We start from the raw sequence: 21,364 nt of genomic DNA, 5'->3' as shown, positions 1-21,364 counted from the left end.
TCCGCAGCCGGGTTTCGCAGCCTGAATATCACACCAGAAACACATATGTAATAATGATGTGTTGGGCTTCCTTACACCTGTCAAACGCAGAAATGGCGTTTGCACATTCAATGGTGGCTCAGGCAGGGCAACCTTCGGGTTGGCCGGGTTTCTGGTTTGTGCCGGTACTGCGAACCTTGTCTGAGCTACCACCAATAAGAGTTTCGCAGCTCCGGTGGTGGATAAATTCACAAACCAGAGATTCCAAAAATGAAACTATCCCACAGCCCGACCTTTCTGCCTTTCTGCATCGCCGTTCCTGCACAGTCAAAAACAGGAGCGCACCCTCATGAATAATCACGACTGGCATCAGGCCGATATTATCGCGGCATTACGTAAAAAAGGCACAACACTGGCGGCTGTTTCCCGCGCTGCCGGTTTGAAATCCTCGACGCTTTCTAATGCGCTGGCAAGGCCCTGGCCGAAAGGTGAAATGCTTATCGCGCAGGCGCTGGAAATACATCCGGGCGTGATCTGGCCAAGCCGGTATTTTGATCCCCGAACCCATGAAATTATTCAGCGGACGGTAAGAACGTCTGACAGAAAGTAGAAACGGATATCAGGGCGCGGAATGCGCCCTTTTTGCATTCATGTCAAAAATGACGAACCTGTAACCAGATGAAAATATCCTCTTTCACTCTCGCGTTAATTGTGGCGGAAGATTGCTTAACAATGAATTAGCAATTAAAGCTAAAGGTGTTTACATGGAAAGGTGTTTATTAGCCTTGTCCCCGCTAAATAATTCAGGTGCGCAATCACCCGTTTTCATTTACAGCGCGACTGACTATCCGATTTAGAAAATGACCTGATGAGGGGTAAATCCATGAAAGGCTTAGTGAATGATGTTTTATCTATATTCTATCCAAAAGCGGTTAAGCCTGTTTTGGTCCGCGCAGGGTTATCGCATCGTGAGATCGCCTCCCTGCAAGCCGTCGGCGTGACCACGGTATCCTGGGCCACCTCCATGGAAGAACTCAACAACGCATTTGTTAAAAAAGCGCTGGATGCAGGTGCCGTCGGCTACCACATCACCAATGTGGAATCGCACAAACCGGGCAAAGAACAGCAACACGTCATGGCCGCCACCGCGACCTTTTACCATATCAATCACAAAGTGGCTTATGGGTGATGTGCAGAGAAGAGAGTTGTGAAATAGAAACGCCGCAGACTTTCAGGGTTGCGGCGTTTTTTTTTATTTCATGTATAGCGTTTATGGAAAATCATTACTCCCACGGACCTTGTATTCACAGCTGTGCCCATAAGCCTGAAGGCGTCATCATTCTCTTTTTCTAAATGATAATAACGGGTAAGATTAGTCCGAATAATAACAAGTAAGGAAATAGAAATGGGATCTATGGTTTTTTGTAGAGGATGCGGAAAAGAGATCCACGAGTCGGCTAAATCTTGCCCTCATTGTGGAGCAACTCAAAGCATTAATCCTCAGGGTACTAAAAGCAGGGTTGCAGCAGCTTTATTAGCTTTCTTCCTCGGTGGTTTTGGTGTTCATAAGTTCTATTTGGGTAAAATCGGGCAAGGGTTCTTATACCTCATCTTTTGCTGGACGTTTATCCCTTCAATAATTGCATTCATTGAATTCATTATTTATCTGTGCGATTCAGATGAAAATTTCGCCAGGAAATACGGCTGAGTTAATATTGCAATCATAAAAAACCCACACCCACCTTTCGGCGGATGTGGGTTCTCAGCAATCTTTGGCGTTAAATCAGATTACATCTGGATCAGATGTTTGATTTTTACGTCCGGATTGGTGTCGGCTGCGTAATCCACACCGTTCAGGCCAAAGCCGAACAGACGCATGAACTCGCTTTTGTAACCCGCAAAATCAGTCAGCTCAGGGATGTTATCGTTGGTGACTTCATTCCACAGTTTACCGACTTCTTCCTGCACTTCTGGCGCGATCTCTTTCAGGTCAGCGCGCAGACGGCCTTCGTTATCGACCAGTGGCTCAGCGCCGTACAGGCTGTCTTTGTACAGACCATAAACCTGCTCGATACACCCTTCATGGGTGCCTTTCTCTTTCATCACTTTGAACAGCAGGGAAAGGTACAGCGGCATCACAGGGATAGCAGAACTTGCCTGCGTAACAACCGCTTTCAGTACGGAAACACGCGCGTCGCCGCCCTGCTCTGCCAGTGTGCTTCGGATATCAAGAACACGTTTGTCCAGATCCTTCTTCGCTTCACCGATAGAACCGTTCCAGTAGATGTCCTGCGTCACTTCTTCACCCAGATAGGTGAACGCGGTGGTTTTCGCGCCTTCAGCCAGCACACCGGCGGCTTTCAGGTCGTCGATCCACATCTGCCAGTCTTCGCCACCCATAACGGCAACGGTGCCCGCGATTTCTTCAGGCGTTGCCGGTTCCAGCGTGGTTTCGTTGATGGTTTCTTTGTCGGTATTGATGCCACGGATCGTGACTTGCTTACCGATTGGTTTCAGGGTGGAGTTGAACACTTCACCGGTTTTCGGATGGGTACGGCGCGGCGCAGCCAGGCTGTAAACCACCAGATCGACCTGACCCAAATCTTGTTTGATCAGCTCAATGGTCTTTTGCTTCACTTCATCAGAGAACGCATCGCCGTTGATGCTTTTTGCATACAGGCCTTTCGCATCGGCAAACTCTTCGAATGCGGCGGAGTTGTACCAGCCCGCAGTCGCGGTTTTGGACTCATCGCCCGGACGTTCGAAGAAGATGCCCAGCGTGGCAGCGTCAGAACCGAAAGCAGCAGAGATGCGGGCAGCGAGGCCGTAGCCGGTAGACGCGCCAATCACCAGGACTTTTTTCGGACCGCCAGCGATTTTGCCTTGCGCAGTCACGTAGTCGATTTGTTCTTTAACGTTCGCCTTGCAACCTTCCGGATGGGCAGTAACACAGATAAAGCCACGGATGCGTGGTTTGATAATCATATAGACCTCATTGCAACTGTCTCAGTAAATTGGCCGATAGAATATAGGTTTGCGCCGTTTCAGGCAAAACCTGACGCTTCTACGCCACGTAAACAGACTTCTCTGACCCTAATTCGGGGGCAGTTTGCTCAGAAAGCGGAAAAAACAGACAAAAATTCGTTCTGCTGAGTGTAATTCAGTTATGACGCGGTGCCTGCGGCAGGTGACGTATTTTCCGAAAAATCAGCGCCAGCGGCTGTCCGTTTCCCTTCATTTCGCCACTTCCCTTTCAAAATTCTCATTTTGGGTTAGGGTTATACGGTGTGATCTGCATCACACAATAACCATAATAATAGCCATATTTAGGGAGCGTCTGTGACTGAGAAAATAAACAGCGGCGATCGGAATGAGACGGTGAAAGCCTCGCAACCGACCGAACCGCTGGTAAAAGTGATCGCCTTTATTGCCACCCTCGGTGGCTTACTGTTTGGCTACGATACCGGGGTGATAGCGGGTGCTTTGCTGTTTATGAAGCACGATTTGCATCTGACATCGTTAACCACGGGGATGGTGACCAGCTTCCTGATCCTGGGTTCTGCCGTGGGCGCAATCTGCGCCGGGCGTGTGGCGGACCGTTTCGGGCGTAAGAAAATCATCCTGGTGATGGCGGTGATCTTTATGGCCGGTTCACTCGGCTGTGCCACCGCGCCCAACGTGGTGATAATGATTATTTGCCGGTTTATTCTGGGTCTGGCGGTAGGCGGTGCGGCGGCGATTGTGCCCATTTATATCGCCGAAATCGTGCCTTCCCATCGCCGCTGGCAGTTCGTCACCTTACAGGAACTGATGATCGTCTCCGGTCAGCTGATCGCCTATACCAGTAACGCGGCGATCAACGAAGTCTGGGGCGGTGAGACCACCTGGCGCTGGATGCTGGGTGTCGCCTGTGTTCCGGCGGTGATTTTGTGGGTCGGGATGCTGTTCCTGCCGGATACGCCGCGCTGGTACGCCATGCACGGCCGCTATCGCGAGGCGCGTGACGTGCTGGAACGTACCCGTAAAGCAGGGAAAGTAGAGAAAGAGCTGAGCGAAATCCGCAGTTCCATGAGTTCCAAAAGCGAGAAGCATTCCCGCCGTCAGAAAACCATTTCTGTCTGGATGAAACGCCTGGTGTTTCTGGGGATTGGTATCGCCATGCTGCAACAACTTTCCGGCGTGAACACCATTATGTTCTACGCGCCGACTATGTTGCAGGCCACCGGGCTGAGCACCAATGCGTCTCTGATGGCAACTATCGCCAACGGGGTGATCTCGGTGATCATGACCTTTGTCGGCATCATGCTGCTCAGCCGTTTCGGCCGCCGTCCGCTGCTGCTGACCGGTCAGATTGGCTGTACCCTGACGCTGCTTGCCATCGGGTTGGTGACCTGGCTGATGCCGGAAACCGTCAACGGGCATCCGGATGCGGTGCGCAGTTATCTGGTATTAGGCGGTATGCTGATTTTCCTGTGTTTCCAGCAGGGCGCGCTTTCGCCGGTCACCTGGCTGCTGCTGTCGGAAATGTTCCCGATGCGTATCCGCGGGATGGCGAACGGTGTGTCGGTCTTTGCGATGCAGATGACCAACTTCTCCATCGCTTTTATGTTCCCGATCATGCTGAGTTCCATCGGCCTGACCCTGTCCTTCTTCTGTTTCGCGGCCATCGGCGTCGCAGGCGGCCTATTCGCCCTGATATTCGCGCCGGAGACGCAGGGTAAAACCTTAGAGCAGATTGAGAAACACTTTAAGAAACAATTGCAGGATGACCCAGTTCCGCAGGAAGCGGGCAGTTAAATTCCCATAGTTTCACCTTTACCGGCCAGCGAGAGATCTGGCCGGTAAAGGCTCATGAAAGCCGATAAAAGCCTGTCCCCGCCACCCTCACATCTGATGCATCATGTTGTATAATCGGTTTCCACGCCCTTATCCCAACTCCGGGTGCGCGCACATTATTGCTACGGTGAACCTTTGAATTATCCCATCAGTTCGATTAATCACGCTTATCTGGGCAGCAGCGTTTACGCCACCTTGCGCGAAGCCCTGATCACCGGTCGTCTGAAACCCAATGATCGTCTGCGTATCCGTGAACTGGCGGAGCAGGTTGGCACCAGCGTCACGCCCGTGCGGGATGCTATTTTGCAGCTGGCAAAAGAACAGGCGCTGGAGATGCGCACACCGAAAGATATCCGCGTGCCGCAGCTCGATGAGCAGCAATATCAGGAAATCCGTACCTTACGGCTGGAGCTGGAAGGGCTGGGCGCAGAAAAAGCCGCGCAGTCGGTGACGGAATACGAATTACAGCGGATTACGCAGAACATCGAAAACAACCGTCAGGCCATCAGCAACGAAGATTTACCCGAAGCCCTGCGCCTGAACAGTGAGTTTCACCTGATGCTGGCGCAAAGCGCGCGCATGCCGTTACTGAGCAACTTTATCGACAGTTTATGGATGCGCACCGGCCCGCTGATTGCGCAGGCGTATGCCCATTTCTCCGAACGCATGGCGATTGAGCATCACGAAGAGATTTTGATCGCGCTGCGTAAAGGCGACAGCGCGGCAGCCCGGCGGGCCATTCAGGAAGATATCCTCGACGGCAGCCAGAAGATGGTGGAATTTCTGGCCGTGGGACGTGAAAAAGCGTGAGGTGAAAGTGTCAAATATGACCCTTTCATGTCGATTTTTACTGCCAGAATGCGCAAATAGCGTCGTGAACGGCATAAAGGTTCAAATATGACACTTTCAGGGCTTAAATGGTTCGACGTGACGAATCTCTCACCCCATTTCCCCCAGCACATCCGCCAGTGTGTCCAGTAGCAGCGCGGCGTGTTCCGGTTTAAAGACCAGCGGTGGACGGATTTTCAGGACGTTCGCTGCCGGACCGGTGGCGCTGATCAGGACCTGTTTCCGGCGCATGGCATTGACCACACAGGCGGCGCGTTCAGGCGCAGGCGTATTGCGCTGATCGCTCACCAGTTCGACGCCGATAAACAAGCCGTCACCGCGCACATCGCCGATGACCGGATAACGCGCCGCCAGTTTTTGTAATCCCTCCCGCAGAAGTGCCCCGGTCAGTTGCGCGTTCTGCTGTAACGCCTCACGACGTAATACCTGCAACACGGCGTGTGCCGCGCGGCACGAGACCGGATTGCCACCGAAAGTGTTGAAATAACGCTGACGGCGGCCGAATTCGGCGAACAGTTCCGGTCTGCCCACCAGTCCCGCGACCGGATGGCCGTTGCCCATCGGTTTGCCGAGACTGACCAGATCCGGCATCACGCCGTAACGGGCGAATCCCCAGCGCTGGCTGCCGGTACGGCCAAATCCGGGCTGGACTTCGTCGGCAATAAACAATCCGCCCGCCGCCCGTACCCATGCCACGGCGCGTTGCATCTCCGCCGGTTCGGGGCTGAAAACGCCGTCGCTGGAGAAAATTGTGTCCAGCAGCAGCGCCGCCGGTTTTACGCCTGCCTGTTTCATCGCGTCCAGCACCCGCTCCACGCCTGCCGCGAATTCACCGGGATGGCGAAATGTGTCCGGCGCGTCAATCAGCCAGACATTTTTGCCCTGCTCAACACCTTCGCCGAGCGAGGGCGAAAGTTCCGCCAGCGCACTGGTCACACCGTGATAGGCCCAGCGCGTCACCAGCACGCCCTGCCCGCCGGTGATCTGCCGCGCCACACGTAATGCCAGATCGTTGGCTTCGCTGCCGGTACAGGTCATGGTCAGATTGCGCAGTTCCGGCGGAAACTCCGTCAGAAAATCTTCTGCAAACTCGACAATCGCATCGTTCAGATAGCGGGTATGGGTATTGAGCTGCGATGCCTGCGTGGCAATGGCGTCCACCACCGCCGGATGGCAATGGCCGACGGACGCGACATTGTTGTAAGCATCAAGATAGCGGCGCCCTTCGTTGTCATACAGCCAGACGCCTTCGCCGCGCACCACGTGCAGCGGCTCCTGATAAAACAGCCGGTAGCCGCCACCGAGAAATTGCCGGCGGCCTTCTGATACCTGTTGCGTTGTGAGCATGGTCATCCTCTTTACTTCAGTTCAGATGCACAGGACTGCCGGAACATCTCGCCAGTCTGCGAAAAGGGGAACGTCATCAGCCGCGATAAACTTCCCCAGGCATGCGTCTGATTACGCAGGATATAGTCGCGGTTCTGCGGATAGAGTACGGCGCGGTGCTGGGCGATCAGTAAACTCAGCGCCAGCCGCGACGCAACCAGTTCCGGCAACAGCTCCAGCTCTGCTTCCGTCAGCGGCTGACGGGCGGTATAAGCGGCGATCATCGGGTGGCAAAAGTGGAATAAATCGCTGCCTTCGCCGTCCAGCTGATAAGCCAGCGCCGTCGCCAGTTCGTTAATCAGGGGCGCCCTCAGGGCATCACCGAAATCAATAATGCCCGCCAGACGCTGCGGGTCCGCGCTGCTGACCAGCACATTGTGGGCGTTGAGGTCATTGTGGATCACCTGACGGCGAAGTTGTGGACTGGCGGGCATGACTTTTTGCTGATGCGAATCCAGCACGCGGGCAATCGTGCGTCGCTGTTCAGGGTCAGTAAGATGCGGTAGCAAGCCGTGCAACCGCGACATGTCGCTGATATCCCAAAGCAAATCACGCGCCGCCCCCGGATGTTCAAAATCGCTCAGTGCGATATCCAGCCGGGCCAGCGTCTCGCCGAGAGTCCGCATCAGCGTTTTGCTGCGCGGCACCTGATATTGCGCGGTACCCGGCAGATAACTCACGGCGCGCAGCGTCAGCGTTTGTCCGGCCACATCCACCTGCGGCGTAAGTTCCCCGCTGCGGCTTTGCTGTAAACGCGGCACCGGTAACGCGCTGTCCCGCCGGGCGAGATGGCTGAGAATGGCGGTCTGAAAATCCACTTCGGCGGGGACTTCAGCGGGATTCACAAAGCGCAGCATATAGGCGCGACCAGAAAGAGTGGTCAGGCAAAAATTGCTGTCACGCTCGCCGCCCAGCACCTGCGCCACGCCGTCCAGCCCGTAAATCTGCGCAGCAATCTGTTCGGCCTGCGATGTGCTGACGTGTGGCACGGCGGTGGTGAGCAGACCCGCCGTCAACCGCGAAGGGGCTTCAGACATGCTGACCGCCGTTGACGTGAATTTCCGCGCCATTGACGTAGGACGCCCCTGAAGTACAGAGAAAATGGATCAGCGAGGCGACTTCTTCGGCTTTGCCGAGACGCTGCAACGGCACGCTGCGCTCGACGATCTCCTGCGTACCCGGCGAGAGTATGGCGGTGTCGATTTCTCCCGGCGCAATGGCGTTGACACGGATGCCATGCGGACCGAACTCATGCGCCATTTCGCGGGTCAGGGTGGAGAGCGCCGCTTTGGAACAGGCGTAGGCCACACCGGCAAACGGATGCACTTTGCTGCCCGCAATCGACGTCACATTAATAATGCTGCCCTGCGCCGCTTTCAGCTCATCAAACAAGCCGGTGGCCAGCATGGCGGTTGAAAACAGGTTGACGTTAAACACCTGTAACCAGGTGGCATAATCGCTGTCGAGCACACCCAGACGCCCGCCGGTCGGCGTTTTTGGCGAAATACCGGCGTTATCCACCAGCGCGTCCAGCCGTCCGCCGAGGCGTTCTTTAATCATCGGTATAGCTTTCTGCACGCTGTCGATATCTTCCAGATCAAGATGAATATGGTTGAGGAACCCTTCGGCCCACGGGCATTCATCCACCCAGTTCTGACGCGATGCGGTGAAAATCCGCCACCCTGCGGCGTAGAAATGTTTGACGGTCGCGTGACCGATGCCACGGCTTGCCCCGGTCAGTAAAAGTGTTTTTTTCTGAGTTGTATCGGTCATGAGGATGGCTCCCGTTATTTTTGATATTTGATGCATCAGGAATAATCAAAAAAAGAGGACCTGTAAAGTCCTCTGATGAATGTGACGTCAGTGTGTTACCGGTGAATGACGCAGGCGTTCGCCACGGCGGCGCAGCAGTTCCATCACCAGCAACAAAATCAGCGATGCGCCGACCATCAGCGATGCCGCTGCCGCAATGGTCGGATCGAGGTTTTCGCGGATACCGGCAAACATCTGAATAGGCAACGTGCGCTGGCGCGGACTGGCGAGGAATAAGGTCACCACCACTTCGTCGAAAGAGGCCGCAAAGGCAAACAGCGCACCGGAAAACACACCGGGCGCAATCAGCGGCAGCGTGACCTTACGGAATACGGTCCACGGCGAGGCGCCGAGACTGGCCGCCGCGCGCGACAGATTGCGGTCATAATTTTTCAGTATCGCCACGACCGTGATCACCACGAACGGCACGCCGAGCAACGCATGCGCCAGCACCAGCCCGAGATAGCTGTTAAGCAGCGACACGCGGGCAAAGAAGAAGAACATGCCCACGGCGATAATCACTACCGGCGCGATCATCGGCGATATCAGGATCGCCATCACCAGCGATTTGCCACGAAACTCGCCGCGCACCAGCCCGACCGACGCCAGCACACCCAGAACGGTCGCCAGCAAAGTGGCCAGCGGCGCAATCAGCAGGCTGTTGCCCAGCGAGCTCAGCCATTCATCCGAATGGAAAAATGTCTGATACCAGCGCAGCGAAAAACCGGTCAGCGGATAACTGAGAAACGACCCGGCGTTGAACGACAGCGGGACAATGATCAGCACCGGCACAATCAGAAACAGCAGGATTGCCGCGCTGTAGAAATTAAAACACCAGCGCCACAACCGCAGTATTAACGCCCCTTTTTGCTTCATCGTGTGTTTCATCTTCCGGCTCCTTAATGGACGGCAATTTCAGCTTTGGTGCGCGTGACGCGGATATAAACGATGTACAGCAGCACCACAATCACCAGCAGCTGACTGCCCAGCGCGGCGGCCATTCCCCAGTTCATGGTCGTGTTGGTGAAGAAGGCCACGAAGTAACTGACCATCTGATCACCCGGCCCGCCCAGCAGCGCAGGCGTGATGTAGTAGCCGATCGCCATCATAAATACCAGCAAGGCACCGGCGGTGACACCGGCATACGTTTGCGGCACGTACACCCGCCAGAAGGCAGAGAAAGGATGCGCACCGAGTGAAATCGCAGCGCGGACGTAGTTGGGTGAAATGCCCTTCATCACGGCATATAAAGGAAGCACGATAAACGGCAGCATAATGTGGGTCATCGAGATGTACACGCCGAGACGGTTAAACACCATCACCACCGGGTGATCAATGATGCCGGTGGCAAGCAGCGCACGGTTAATCAGACCGCCTGACTGCAACAGCACAATCCAGCTCGCGGTGCGGACAATCAGCGAGGTCCAGAACGGCAGCAGCACCAGAATCATCAGCAGGTTAGCGCGCCCGACCGGTTGTTTCGCCAGCCAGTACGCCAGCGGATAACCCAGCGCGACGCAACATAGCGTGACCACCAGCGCCATCCACAACGTTCGCAGCAGAACGTTGACGTACAGCGCCTGATCCGGCGGCAGTGCGACGATGTGGCCGCTCTCCACGTCCACCTTGCGGTCAAACGCCGACAGTAAATAGAGGGACGTCACCGGACGTGCAGCGCGTTGCAGCGTCTGCCAGGTGCTGAGTTCGCCCCACAGCGGCATGCTCCGGATCAGCGGTTCACGGATCGCCCCGCCGTCTTGCGGTACGTGACGCAACGTGCCGGTGATCAGGCTGCGGTAACGGTTATCTTCGTAGCTTAAACGCTTGGCGACGGTTGCCATCTGGCCGCTGTTGCGGGCATTGCGCAAATCAGTGACCAGCGCGGAAAACGTGGCTTCATCCGGCACGGTTTTGCCATCCCAGCGGGCAAGCTGCGCCACCGTGTCCGGCAGGGTTGCCCCCAGCTCCGGATTGGTCACACTCTTGCCGAGAATGGACGCAATCGGGAACAAAAAACTGACGATAACAAACAGCAACAGCGGCGCAATCAGCAACAATGAACGGCGCGTATATGCCGCTTCCACTTTGCGCAAACGCTGACGAAGCGTCGGCCCTTGCGCAGATCCTTCCGCCACCGGTGTGGTCAACATTTCGGTTTGGCTCATGTTTTTCTCCCGCTGCGGGCTCCGGTTTCATTTTTCACCCATGTTCAGCACAAAATCATTCGGTCTGAATCAAGGCGGCAACTGAGACAGAGCCCCGGGAACATACAAAAGTATGTGGCCGGGGTCTGCGAAGGCGGCCAGCGCAGAGTCAGACCGAAGGATGAAGTGCTTACTTCGCGGCCCAGGCGTTGAACCTCTGTTCTAAGTCTTCACCATGCTCAATCCAGAAGTGAGTATCTACCTGCAATGCGCCTGCCAGGTTTTTCTCTGCGGTCGGCAGATTCTGTGCATATTTCGGGTCAATCATGCCGGTAACCGATTTTTCGGTCGGGCCGTAAGGGATGGTTTCAGCGAAGACTTTCTGGTTTTCAGGCTTATTAGCGAAAGCGATAAACTGTTCTGCCAGATCTTTGTGTCTGGAGCCTTTAACGATCGCCCAGCTGTCGAGGTCGTAGAGGCTGTTATCCCAGACCATTTTGAAATCATGGCCTTCGCCCTGCGCGGCGCTGACGCGACCGTTATAGGCAGACGTCATGACCACGTCGCCGGAGACCAGCCATTGCAGGGGTTGTGCGCCGGATTCCCACCACTGAATATTCGGTTTGATCTGATCGAGTTTTTTGAAGGCGCGTTCAACACCCGCTGGCGTCGCCAGCACTTTATAGATGTCTTCACGTTTCACGCCGTCAGCCAGCAGGGCAATTTCCAGCGTGAATTTGGCGCTTTTGCGCAGGGCGCGTTTGCCCGGAAAATCTTTCACATCCCAGAAGTCTGCCCAGCTGGTGGGTGCTTTTTTCAGTTTGCTGGCGTCATAGGTCAGCACGGTGGACCACAGAAAAATCCCCGCGCCGCATTCGGTGACCGCGCCCGGCACGTACTGCGTTTTGTCGCCCAGTTTGCTCCAGTCCAGCGGTTCAAACAGCCCTTCGTCACAGCCGCGGATCAGTTCCGGGCTTTCCACTTCAACCACATCCCAGCCGACCTGTTTGGTTTCCACCATGGCACGGATACGCGCCATTTCGCCGTTGTACTCCCCCGGCTCGATCGTACCTTTTCCTGTGGCGGCAAAGGGTTTGTAAAAGGCTTTGTCCTGAGCGTCCTTATTCAGGCCGCCGAAAGAGATCACGGTCAGGGATTCTGCCTGAGCCTGAAACACTAACCCTGCAAGAAGAGTGGTAAGGGCAATTTTCTTAAACATGCTGTGACTCCTGGGTTAACAAAAAAAGTCGAAAAGCGCGAAGAGAACGGCATTGTTAAAAATATGATGCATCATATTTTATAATAAAGCATAAACCATGCCATTCCTGTTGGTTCTGTCCGCCACGCACAACACGGCGGGCGGACAGGGATGAAAGAGGCGTTATGTGATTTTTTTATGCCTCATGACCCTTCAGTTTCTGATTATCAGCACTGCTTTCGTGCATCACTGCACTGTATAGGTTTCCTCAGTCAGCCAGTACGTCGGACAAAATAGCCAGCGCGTCCCGGAACTGCGCGTCAGGAATGGTCAGCGGATAGAGGAAACGGATAACGTTGCCGTGCACCCCGCAGCTCAGCATCAGCAATCCGGCATCAAGTGCCTTACGCAGATACTGTCTGGTCAGGTCGGCAGAAGGTTTGCCGGTGGCCGGATCGTTAAATTCCGCCGCCACCATCGATCCCCGACCGCGAACATCCACCAGCGCCGGACACGTCGCTTTGGCTTTTTCCAGCACTTCCACCAGCTCAGCGCCCAGGCGGCTGGCGCGGTCGCAGAGTTTTTCTTCACGGATGATATCCAGCACGGCCAGCGCGGAAGCCACCGCCAGCGGGTTACCGGCGTACGTGCCGCCGAGGCCACCCGGCTCCGGTGCATCCATCAGTTCAGCGCGCCCTGTTACGCCGGAAATCGGCAACCCGCCGCCCAGACTTTTCGCCATCGTGACGAGGTCCGGTTTCGCATCCGGATAATATTCCGACGCAAACATTTTGCCGGTACGCGCAAAACCGCTTTGGACTTCGTCGGCGATCATGACGATGCCGTGACGGTCACAGATTTCACGCAACCCTTTTACAAAATCGTCCGGGGCGATATTAAAACCCCCCTCGCCCTGCACCGGCTCATACAAAATGGCCGCGACTTGCTGCGGGCTGATATCACTGCGGAAAATACGTTCGATACTGTCGAGCGCCATTTCCGTGGTGACGCCGTAAACCGCATTCGGATACTGGGCGTGAAAAACGGAAGCAGGGAACGGGCCGAAACCCACTTTGTAAGGCACGACTTTGCCGGTAAGGGCCATGGTCAGCAACGTGCGGCCATGAAATGCGCCGGAGAACGTGATAATGCCAGGGCGGCCGGTGGCTGAGCGGGCAATCTTCACCGCATTTTCGACCGCTTCCGCTCCGGTACTGAAGAACGTGGTTTTCGCTGTTCCGCTCACCGGAGAGATTTCGTTGATGCGTTCCGCCAGTTCAACAAAGCTGGCGTAAGGCACAATCTGGTAGGAGGTATGGGTGAATAAATCGAGCTGCCGGCGGATTGCCTCAACGATTTTAGGGTGACGATGCCCGGTATTCAGCACCGCAATCCCGGCAGTAAAGTCGATGTATTCCCTTCCCTGCTCATCCCACAACGTGGCGTTTTCTGCCTTCGCCGCATAGAAATCACACATGACGCCAACACCACGCGGTGTCGCGGCTTTACGGCGTTTTTCCAGTTCACTGTGACTCATCTTTCGCTCCTGCCCTGAAGGTTGATGTTTTTGGACTGCCGGTTGCGAGGTGAACAATTTGTCGAATAAGCAATCCGTTCTTGTTTTTTATCCCGCCAGCGGCTCTATAATCCAGAACCAGTTTGAATTATTTTGAGGATCCACTTTTGCGCTCATTGCTTTCTGACCTCATTTTGCAGCGCCTGACAGGACTTTCAGAAGCCGTAACAGGCACACTGAATAAGCGGGTTTATCAGGCATTACAACAGGCTATCTTTGACGGCAGTATCACGCCCGGCAGCCGGTTACCCGCCTCCCGCGACCTGGCCAAAGAACTGGATATTTCGCGCAATACCGTGCTCGCCGCTTACGAACAATTGCAGGCCGAAGGGTACATTCAGACCCGCACCGGAAGTGGTACCTTCGTCACCGCTGATTTACCCAAAGACGGTGTGATTGCCGATAAAACCACCCCGCGTTGTGCGCCGCTTCGCAGCCACGTATCGCTGTCCAAACGGGGGTCGCAACTGCTGACGCGCACCGGCGTGGCGTCGCACCAGTGGGGCGCGTTTATGCCCGGCGTGCCGGATGTGACAAAATTTCCTCACGATATCTGGCGCAAACTGCAAAATCGTCTGAGCCGGCGGCTGCATCCCGAATACCTCACCTACTCCCGCCACGGCGGCTGCCCGCAACTGCAACAGGCGCTGGCTGATTATCTGCGGATTGCCCGTTCGGTAGACTGCACCGCAGATCAGATCCTGATCACCGCCGGAACCCATCAGGCGCTGGATTTACTGGCAAAAATGCTGTGCGACCCCGGTGACGTCGCGTGGATTGAAGAACCGAGTTACTGGGGGATCCGCAATGTGCTGACCATCAACGGCGTAGAAATTCAGCCGGTGCCGGTGGATGAAAACGGCATGGATCCACCCGACAGCCCGCCGCAGGACCGTGCGCCGAAGCTGATATGCGTGACACCGTCACATCACTACCCGCTCGGGTCCGTGATGAGCCTGGCGAGACGACAAAAAATCCTGACGATGGCCAGCCAGCAAGGCAGTTGGGTGGTGGAAGATGATTACGACAGTGAGTTCCGTTATTCGGGGAATCCGATCCCCGCATTGCAGGGGCTGAGCAGCGATGCGCCGGTGATTTATATCGGTACGTTCAGCAAGACATTGTATCCGGCGATGCGGATAAGCTACGTCGTGCTCCCGCGTCCGCTGGCGTCGCGCCTGAAAATTGCGCATTCCGAACTCTATCGCGCAGGTAACGGACTGACGCAACTGACGCTGGCGGAGTTTATCCGTGAAGGCCATTACGCTGCCCATATCCGTCGCATGCGTCTGCTTTATGGCAAACGCCGTAACGCCCTGACGCGGCTGATTGAACAGGAATTAGGGACAGAATTTTTATGTGAGAACAGCAACGCAGGGCTGCATCTGATTTTATCCTTACCGGATTCGATCGATGACGTGGCGCTCAGCGCCGAGCTGGAGCAAAAGAAAATTCTGACGCGCCCGCTTTCTGCGTATTACCTGCGCCCTGCCCCGCGACGCGGGCTTTTGCTCGGTTACGGCTGCGTGCCGGAAGAAGAAATTGAGGCAGCGTTCGGGCATATCGTTGACTGTTTGCGACGCCGGCTGCATCCGGTCAGTGCAGCGCCAGCGCCAGAACGATACATCCCAGATGAACCGGGTGACTAGCCTGATCCTGCGTAACATGCTCAGCAGACTGCTAGCAAAAACCCAAGGTACAATAAAAAATACAATAAAATTCATAAGCCTGTGAGATTTCCCGCAGGCTTATTTTTTACTTCGCTTTGTCAGAAAATGCTTGTTCGCGTCTGAGGCGGGTGGTAAAGATTTTTAATAACACCACACAGACGATCCTTCTCAGGATGTTATATGCACAAATTGTGCCGGGTCGCGTCCATCCATTTTCGATCATTTTTATCTGCGGAGTGCCGTGATGAGAACGTATGTCAGTTTCAAAAATATCAAGAAGAGTTACGACGGCGACAAACTGGTGGTCAGGAATCTTAATCTTGATGTGCATGAGGGGGAATTTCTGACGCTGCTGGGGCCTTCCGGTTCCGGCAAAACCACCAGCCTGATGATGCTTGCAGGTTTCGAAACGCCGACTCAGGGCGAAATCCTGCTCCGTGACAAACCCTTGCATAATCTGCCACCCCATCAGCGTGATATCGGTATGGTTTTCCAGAACTATGCGCTGTTTCCGCATATGACCGTGGCTGAAAACCTGGCCTTCCCGCTGACCATCCGCCGCCTCAACAAGACGGATATCAAAGAGAAAGTTGATCGCGTGCTGGACATGGTCAAGCTGAAATCCCTTGCCGATCGCTACCCTGCCCAGATGTCGGGTGGTCAGCAACAACGTGTTGCCCTTGCACGCGCACTGGTGTTTGAGCCGAAACTGGTCCTGATGGATGAACCGCTTGGGGCGCTGGACAAGCAATTGCGCGAGCATATGCAGATGGAAATTAAGCAATTGCACCAGATGCTGGACCTGACGATTGTGTATGTCACACACGATCAAAGTGAAGCCATGACCATGTCTGACCGGGTTGCGGTGTTTAATGATGGCGTGATACAGCAGATGGACAGCCCGAGTGTAATCTATGAAAAACCGGATAATGCGTTTGTCGCACAATTCATCGGCGAGAATAACAGCCTGCTGGCGACCAACAATGCAGCGGAAGGCGATTACTATCGCGCCTCGCTTGATGACGGAACCCAACTGCGTGCTGTAAAAATCCGGCCAAGTTCACTGGGCAAAAAGATTTTGCTCTCGATTCGTCCTGAACGTATCAGTGTGAATAACCCTCAGCCGGGGATGGAACATGTTAAAGCCAGAATAAAACAATTTGTTTATCTGGGTGATCATGTGCGCATGATCACTGAGGTCGCTGGTCAGGATAATTTCATGGTCAAACTTTCTGCAGCAGCCATGAAGCCGGAGTGGCAACCCGGTGCGGAAGTGCTTCTTTCCTGGCAACCGGAACATCTGCGCGCACTGGATGTGATCACCCACTGATTTAAATCCTGAAATCCCTGAATCCTGAGATTACCTGCTCTTGGGATTCAGGGATTCTGACATCCTTAAATCATGGTACTGTCTCCTGCCATCCCATTATCCCATTATCCCATTATCTTATGATTCTTACATCCTATCATCCTGATATCTTTGTATCTTCTTTCGCTACCCTTTGGGAATCATGTAATTCAATAATTACAGAATCCTGGCACTTTGAATCCTGTAATCACAGGATGAGGTCGGTACAGTACCGCATCTTATCATCCCCTCATCTCAGGATGCCTGCCGGGATTACAGAATCACAGGATAATATCTCAGGATTCAGGAATCATGGTCAGCCATCCCAGGATTATGAAACCCTGATCAGAATCCCGTAATCTCAGGATTTAACATTCAAATAATAACCCTATCTACATGATTATTATAGTATGATTACAGGATTACATAATCCCTGTGTGGATGCAAAATCCCATAATCCTGAGATTAATTCTGCATCATATAATCTCAGGATACTTATCATCTGGCTGCCAGCGACTTGTGTACGCGGTTTATCATACTCATAACTTTAAATCCTGACATCTCCGAATCCTCGAATTAGAGTGGGATTACAGGATTATAAAATCTTTGGATTCTACGTTATGGATATCATCAGCCTCCTGTAATCATTAAATCTTGTAATCTCAGCATTCGGGGATGCAGTAATACTCTTCACTGCGTGGCATCAGGATTCCAGGATGATAAGTGTGCTGTAATCCTGATACGTATCCTTATATCTCAGGATTCTGGTAATGGGAGAATCATATAATCACAGAATTACAGGACTAATCTGCACTGGCATCATCGAATCCAAAGAGTCTGGGATTGTAAGATAGAAAGATAGAAAGATGGTGAGATGGTGAGATGGTGAGATGGTGAGATGGTGAGATGGTGAGATTATAGAATCCGGGGATGAGGACTAACAATGACTCAGCATTTTTATTTTTCCGCATCTCTTGTGTATGACATAAGCCGATGATGACAACATCCTGAAATCATAAAATCCCGTAATCTTGTCATCCTGCAATCCCTAAATCATGGGAGAAAGAGCGTTCACACTCATAAGATAGAGAAATCACCGAATCTCAGGATTTCATAATTATGGGATATTATAATTCAATAATCCTTAAATATTGAAATCCCCGGATGCAAACTTTATAGTAGCACCTCAATCCTGTGATTCATGGATTAGAAAATCTCAGAATCCTGTGATTACACACTTTATGAATCCTGAAATCTTATGATTTTAGAATCCTATTATCTTCATTGTACACTTCATCAGAGGTTGTCATGGCAGCGAAAATTATTTCTTTCCTGAACGGAAAGGGCGGAGTAGGGAAAACCACGACGTCTATAAACATAGCAACCTGTCTTGCCCGGCAAGGACACAAAGTCGTTATGGTCGACACCGACCCGCAAGGAAGTATCAGTAACTGGTACGACGAAAGCAAATGCCAGTTCGACCTGGCAGAAGCCGCTTCTGAAAAAGAAGTGTATACCGTACGCAAGCAACTGAAAGAATACGATTACGTGGTGATCGATGGGGCAGCCGCAATCTCTGCCATTTCTTCAGCCGCCGTTATGGTCAGTGATTTAGTGCTGATCCCCGTGACACCGTCACCTTTAGATTTCGCGGCCTGTGGCGCTATCCTGGCCGTTGTTGAAGCACGCGAAAACTTACAGCCCGTCATTGCGCGCTTTCTGATCACCAAAAAAGTGGCATCGGCTAAAATGCTTGAAGTATTGAAAGAGTCCATTGCCGATACCGGCGTTCCTGCATTACGTACCGGTACCACCCAGCGCCAGGTGTACATCCGCACAATGATGGATGGCGGAACCGTTTTTGATACAACAGACGGAAACGCGAAGGGCGAGATTGAAATTATGACCAAAGAAATTACGGAGTTGCTGAAATGAAAATGAAACTTGGCCAGCACAGGCAACTGACCACAGCGCTGGAAGCTGTGTCTAAACCGCCAGCATCAGTGAAAAAGTTACAGACCAACATCGATGAAGAGTTGCATCGCCGGTTTAAAACCAGCTGCTTCCTGCAGGATCGTGAAATGAAAGACGTCCTGACAGAGTTGATCGAAGCCTGGCTTATCACTAACGAACGCGCCTGATACGTTGATCGCGAGCGGGATCGGGTCTTAACAGACCCGTTTCCGGCGATATCCCGTTAAGATCCCAGCCTGACAAGGCAATCACCCTCGCTTTTCCCTTCCTGAAAAATCTTCTGCGTTGTTAATCAGATCCCAAGATCAAATAGTGTTTTGTTTCTTTTTTAAGTTTAGATCTTTCTCTTTAGAGACGGTTTTTACTTTTTATTATCATAAGGTTACAACGGGTATTGTGGAGGTTTTTCCTGCGCGAAGTGGAGATCCTTCCTGTTGGATGTGGATCCTTTTCATGTCGTATGTAGAGTCTTTTTCTGTGGATAATTTCTTTACGGATCAATCCATTATCTGCGTGGAGTAATTTCCTGTGGATATCACGATCTCCTCATTGTCTGGCCTCCCGTTTTCGCGATACGACCGCAAATATCATGCCACAACAGGGATTTATCATAAGTGGAATGATTTCCTGATCCTGCCAGTCAGGCCAATATGTGGAACAATTTCCTGTGACAGCGTCACGTCATGTCACTTGTCTCCGATAACGGATCTGGAATCCGTACGGGCAGGGCAGATCCGCATGATTTAGGGTGACCTGCAAAAGCCTATGTGGAAACTTTTCCTGATCCCGGAAACCCATATGTGGAAACATTATCTGATCCTATTTCGGTCTGATCACTCCCTGTGCTTTTAATTATTATCTATAAATCAATGCATTAAAAATAATGTGACATTGTCACGCACTGATATGTGGAGTGATTTCCTGATCAAAAGAGTTGATATTCAGGGTATCCGGCAGGATGAAAACAGCGATATGGCGTTAAGGTGGAGACATTTCCTGATCCCAGATCCGTATATATGTGGAAAGATTTTCTGAAAGAACGATTGCGGTACATATGTGGAATGATTTCCTGTTTATTTGATCGCCTGCTTCTAAACGTGGAGACATTTTCTGATCCCCGCAGGCGTGATACGTGGAAAGTTTTCCTGTAGATCCGCTCTGGCAGGAAAAACACCGTCTCGGACGAAGTGAGAAGGGGATCACAAAGTGGATTTCGGGCGTTTTTTCACCGGTAGCGATTATATGTGGAGAGATTTTCTGATCCGGGAACGCTGTTGAAGAGAAACTCAGGGGGAATACGGCGCAACGATCCTCCGGCTTTAAAGTGGAGTAATTTCCTGTAAAAAGTCTGACGATCCAGTGTGTTAAAAAAAGGATCCCTGATGGCGCGGAAAACCTTATGTGGAGATTTTTCCTGATCAGACTTTTCGGATCCTTATTTAATTGACTGATTTTAAAGGAGTAAATAACCCTTGTTTTTGCTTTACGACAGCATTTTTTATGTGGAATAATTTACCTACTTTCCACTTATGGATCCTGCTACATGGAACTGAATAAACTCACCGTAGTTCAGGGGAATGATCTTCTTGAAGGCGCTTACAGCGTCACTCTGGACGAAATGCGCCTGCTTAACCTGGCGCTGGCGCAAATTGATAGCAGGAAACCTCAGCCAGATACGCTTTATCGACTTTTCCCTCAGGATTATCAGCGGATCTACGGGGTAAACCCGACAAGCAGCCATCGCCAGTTACGCGAAGCAGCTGAAAGCCTGATGAAAAAGCCGGTCACCATTTACAAACCGGACATCAAAACCGGCAAGGTTCGTACCGTCCAGCTTTCCTGGTTCTCGCGTCTCGAATACGTAAGCAGTGACGATCACAGCGCGGTGGTGCTGCGGTTCGGACAGGACGTTGCGCCGTATCTCTATGAACTTAAAGAGTCTTTTACCAAGCTGAATTTTGCGAACATTGCGAAACTCGACACCCCGTTCTCTGTGCGCCTGTATGGCTGGCTCATCAAAGCTAAGAACCTCTACGGGCGTCGCAGCGGTAAAGCCATCGAAGTGACGCTGGATCTCAACTGGATGCGCGAGAAGGCCGGTCTGGCGGGTAAATACGAGGACTATCGTGACTTCCGCCAGAAACTGCTTGAGCCGACGATCAACCGGATCAACGCCAATACCGATATCTCCGTCGTCTGGGAGCCGGTGAAGCAGGGCAGGACCGTGGTATCCATCAAGTTTGCTTATGTGGATGAATCCGCACCAGAAGCCAGCAAACCGCTGCGTCCGCGCTTACCGCGTCGTCCGCGTGCGGTCGCCGGTTCAGCACTGGAAGGCGAGTGGGCGCGCCGCTGTATCACCATCTTTGAAGAGTATCGTGAAAAATTAAGCGCTTACGATGTCGAAGAGAAAGCCACGCTGCCGGATCTGCGTAAACTTTCTGGCTGGTACAAGATGATCGGTGAGAAGAATAAACAAAAAGAGATCCTCGCCGAAGTCAGTTCACGTAGCAAAAAGACCGCAGCCTGATCGCACATCATCCCCTTTGAAACGAACGGCGTATCTTCACTGAGATACGCCGTTTTTATTTG

The 21,364-nt window shown here is 52.8% G+C and carries 18 protein-coding genes; 10 read left to right on the top strand and 8 right to left on the bottom strand.

The genetic code is table 11. The features are described from left to right. Positions 1–328 precede the first annotated feature (328 nt). From J9880_RS23265 to J9880_RS23255, 3 genes are all read left to right on the top strand, one after another. On the top strand, positions 329–589 hold the full coding sequence (locus tag J9880_RS23265) for a helix-turn-helix domain-containing protein (RefSeq protein ID WP_095925437.1): 261 nt from the start codon (positions 329–331) through the stop codon (positions 587–589). Positions 590–862: 273 nt separating this feature from the next. After that, positions 863–1,168 carry a YdgH/BhsA/McbA family protein gene (locus tag J9880_RS23260; protein ID WP_095925436.1) on the top strand — a complete coding sequence of 102 codons (306 nt, stop codon included), beginning with the start codon at positions 863–865 and terminating at the stop codon, positions 1,166–1,168. A 216-nt stretch (positions 1,169–1,384) separates the two neighbouring features. Further along, a complete protein-coding gene (locus J9880_RS23255) occupies positions 1,385–1,687 on the top strand; it encodes a TM2 domain-containing protein (RefSeq protein ID WP_095925435.1) in 303 nt (100 codons plus the stop codon). A gap of 80 nt (positions 1,688–1,767) precedes the next feature. Here the strand turns inward: J9880_RS23255 and fabV are convergent, their stop codons facing one another. After that, the gene (gene fabV, locus J9880_RS23250; protein WP_095925434.1) at positions 1,768–2,964 is read right to left on the bottom strand and encodes an enoyl-ACP reductase FabV; all 1,197 of its coding nucleotides are present in this window, start codon (positions 2,962–2,964) and stop codon (positions 1,768–1,770) included. Between the two features lie 354 nt (positions 2,965–3,318). Between fabV and J9880_RS23245 the strand changes: the two genes are divergently transcribed. Both J9880_RS23245 and J9880_RS23240 read left to right on the top strand, forming a co-directional pair. Next, the gene (locus tag J9880_RS23245) at positions 3,319–4,776 is read left to right on the top strand and encodes a sugar porter family MFS transporter (RefSeq protein WP_232770524.1); all 1,458 of its coding nucleotides are present in this window, start codon (positions 3,319–3,321) and stop codon (positions 4,774–4,776) included. Positions 4,777–4,950: 174 nt separating this feature from the next. After that, on the top strand, positions 4,951–5,625 hold the full coding sequence (locus tag J9880_RS23240; protein WP_232770523.1) for a GntR family transcriptional regulator: 675 nt from the start codon (positions 4,951–4,953) through the stop codon (positions 5,623–5,625). A 129-nt stretch (positions 5,626–5,754) separates the two neighbouring features. On the opposite strand, the gene J9880_RS23235 is transcribed toward J9880_RS23240, so the two are convergent. From J9880_RS23235 to J9880_RS23205, 7 genes are all read right to left on the bottom strand, one after another. After that, on the bottom strand, positions 5,755–7,011 hold the full coding sequence (locus J9880_RS23235; RefSeq protein WP_232770522.1) for an aspartate aminotransferase family protein: 1,257 nt from the start codon (positions 7,009–7,011) through the stop codon (positions 5,755–5,757). A gap of 11 nt (positions 7,012–7,022) precedes the next feature. After that, positions 7,023–8,087: a phosphotransferase gene (locus tag J9880_RS23230; RefSeq protein WP_232770521.1), complete on the bottom strand. Its 1,065-nt coding sequence runs from the start codon at positions 8,085–8,087 to the stop codon at positions 7,023–7,025. Continuing rightward, positions 8,080–8,823: an SDR family NAD(P)-dependent oxidoreductase gene (locus tag J9880_RS23225; RefSeq protein ID WP_232770520.1), complete on the bottom strand. Its 744-nt coding sequence runs from the start codon at positions 8,821–8,823 to the stop codon at positions 8,080–8,082. Before J9880_RS23225 ends, J9880_RS23230 begins: the two co-directional genes overlap by 8 nt. Before the next feature lie 87 nt (positions 8,824–8,910). After that, positions 8,911–9,750: an ABC transporter permease gene (locus J9880_RS23220; protein WP_408637242.1), complete on the bottom strand. Its 840-nt coding sequence runs from the start codon at positions 9,748–9,750 to the stop codon at positions 8,911–8,913. Positions 9,751–9,761: 11 nt separating this feature from the next. After that, positions 9,762–11,027: an ABC transporter permease gene (locus J9880_RS23215; RefSeq protein ID WP_232770519.1), complete on the bottom strand. Its 1,266-nt coding sequence runs from the start codon at positions 11,025–11,027 to the stop codon at positions 9,762–9,764. A 169-nt stretch (positions 11,028–11,196) separates the two neighbouring features. After that, a complete protein-coding gene (locus J9880_RS23210; protein WP_133822414.1) occupies positions 11,197–12,225 on the bottom strand; it encodes an ABC transporter substrate-binding protein in 1,029 nt (342 codons plus the stop codon). A 247-nt stretch (positions 12,226–12,472) separates the two neighbouring features. Continuing rightward, entirely contained in the window at positions 12,473–13,741 is a 1,269-nt protein-coding gene (locus J9880_RS23205; RefSeq protein ID WP_232770518.1) for a 4-aminobutyrate--2-oxoglutarate transaminase, read from the bottom strand. A 146-nt stretch (positions 13,742–13,887) separates the two neighbouring features. Between J9880_RS23205 and pdxR the strand changes: the two genes are divergently transcribed. The 5 genes from pdxR to J9880_RS23180 all read left to right on the top strand — a co-directional run bounded on the left by pdxR (position 13,888) and on the right by J9880_RS23180 (position 21,302). Next, a complete protein-coding gene (gene pdxR, locus J9880_RS23200; protein ID WP_131693602.1) occupies positions 13,888–15,429 on the top strand; it encodes a MocR-like pyridoxine biosynthesis transcription factor PdxR in 1,542 nt (513 codons plus the stop codon). Between the two features lie 265 nt (positions 15,430–15,694). Continuing rightward, complete coding sequence (locus J9880_RS23195) at positions 15,695–16,780, top strand: ABC transporter ATP-binding protein (RefSeq protein WP_232770517.1); 1,086 nt, start codon at positions 15,695–15,697, stop codon at positions 16,778–16,780. A 1,326-nt stretch (positions 16,781–18,106) separates the two neighbouring features. Further along, a complete protein-coding gene (gene parA / locus J9880_RS23190) occupies positions 18,107–18,733 on the top strand; it encodes a ParA family partition ATPase (protein ID WP_014341720.1) in 627 nt (208 codons plus the stop codon). Next, positions 18,730–18,939 (top strand): plasmid partition protein ParG, encoded by a 210-nt coding sequence (locus J9880_RS23185; RefSeq protein WP_047607115.1) that lies wholly within the window; start codon positions 18,730–18,732, stop codon positions 18,937–18,939. Before parA ends, J9880_RS23185 begins: the two co-directional genes overlap by 4 nt. A gap of 1,376 nt (positions 18,940–20,315) precedes the next feature. Then, entirely contained in the window at positions 20,316–21,302 is a 987-nt protein-coding gene (locus J9880_RS23180; protein ID WP_119825736.1) for a replication initiation protein, read from the top strand. The last annotated feature ends 62 nt before the right edge of the window (positions 21,303–21,364 follow it).

This window comes from Rahnella victoriana (genome assembly GCF_021276285.1).
In the GTDB taxonomy this organism is placed as follows: Bacteria; Pseudomonadota; Gammaproteobacteria; order Enterobacterales; family Enterobacteriaceae; genus Rahnella; species Rahnella victoriana.
This window is presented reverse-complemented; position numbering and strand designations above follow the sequence as displayed.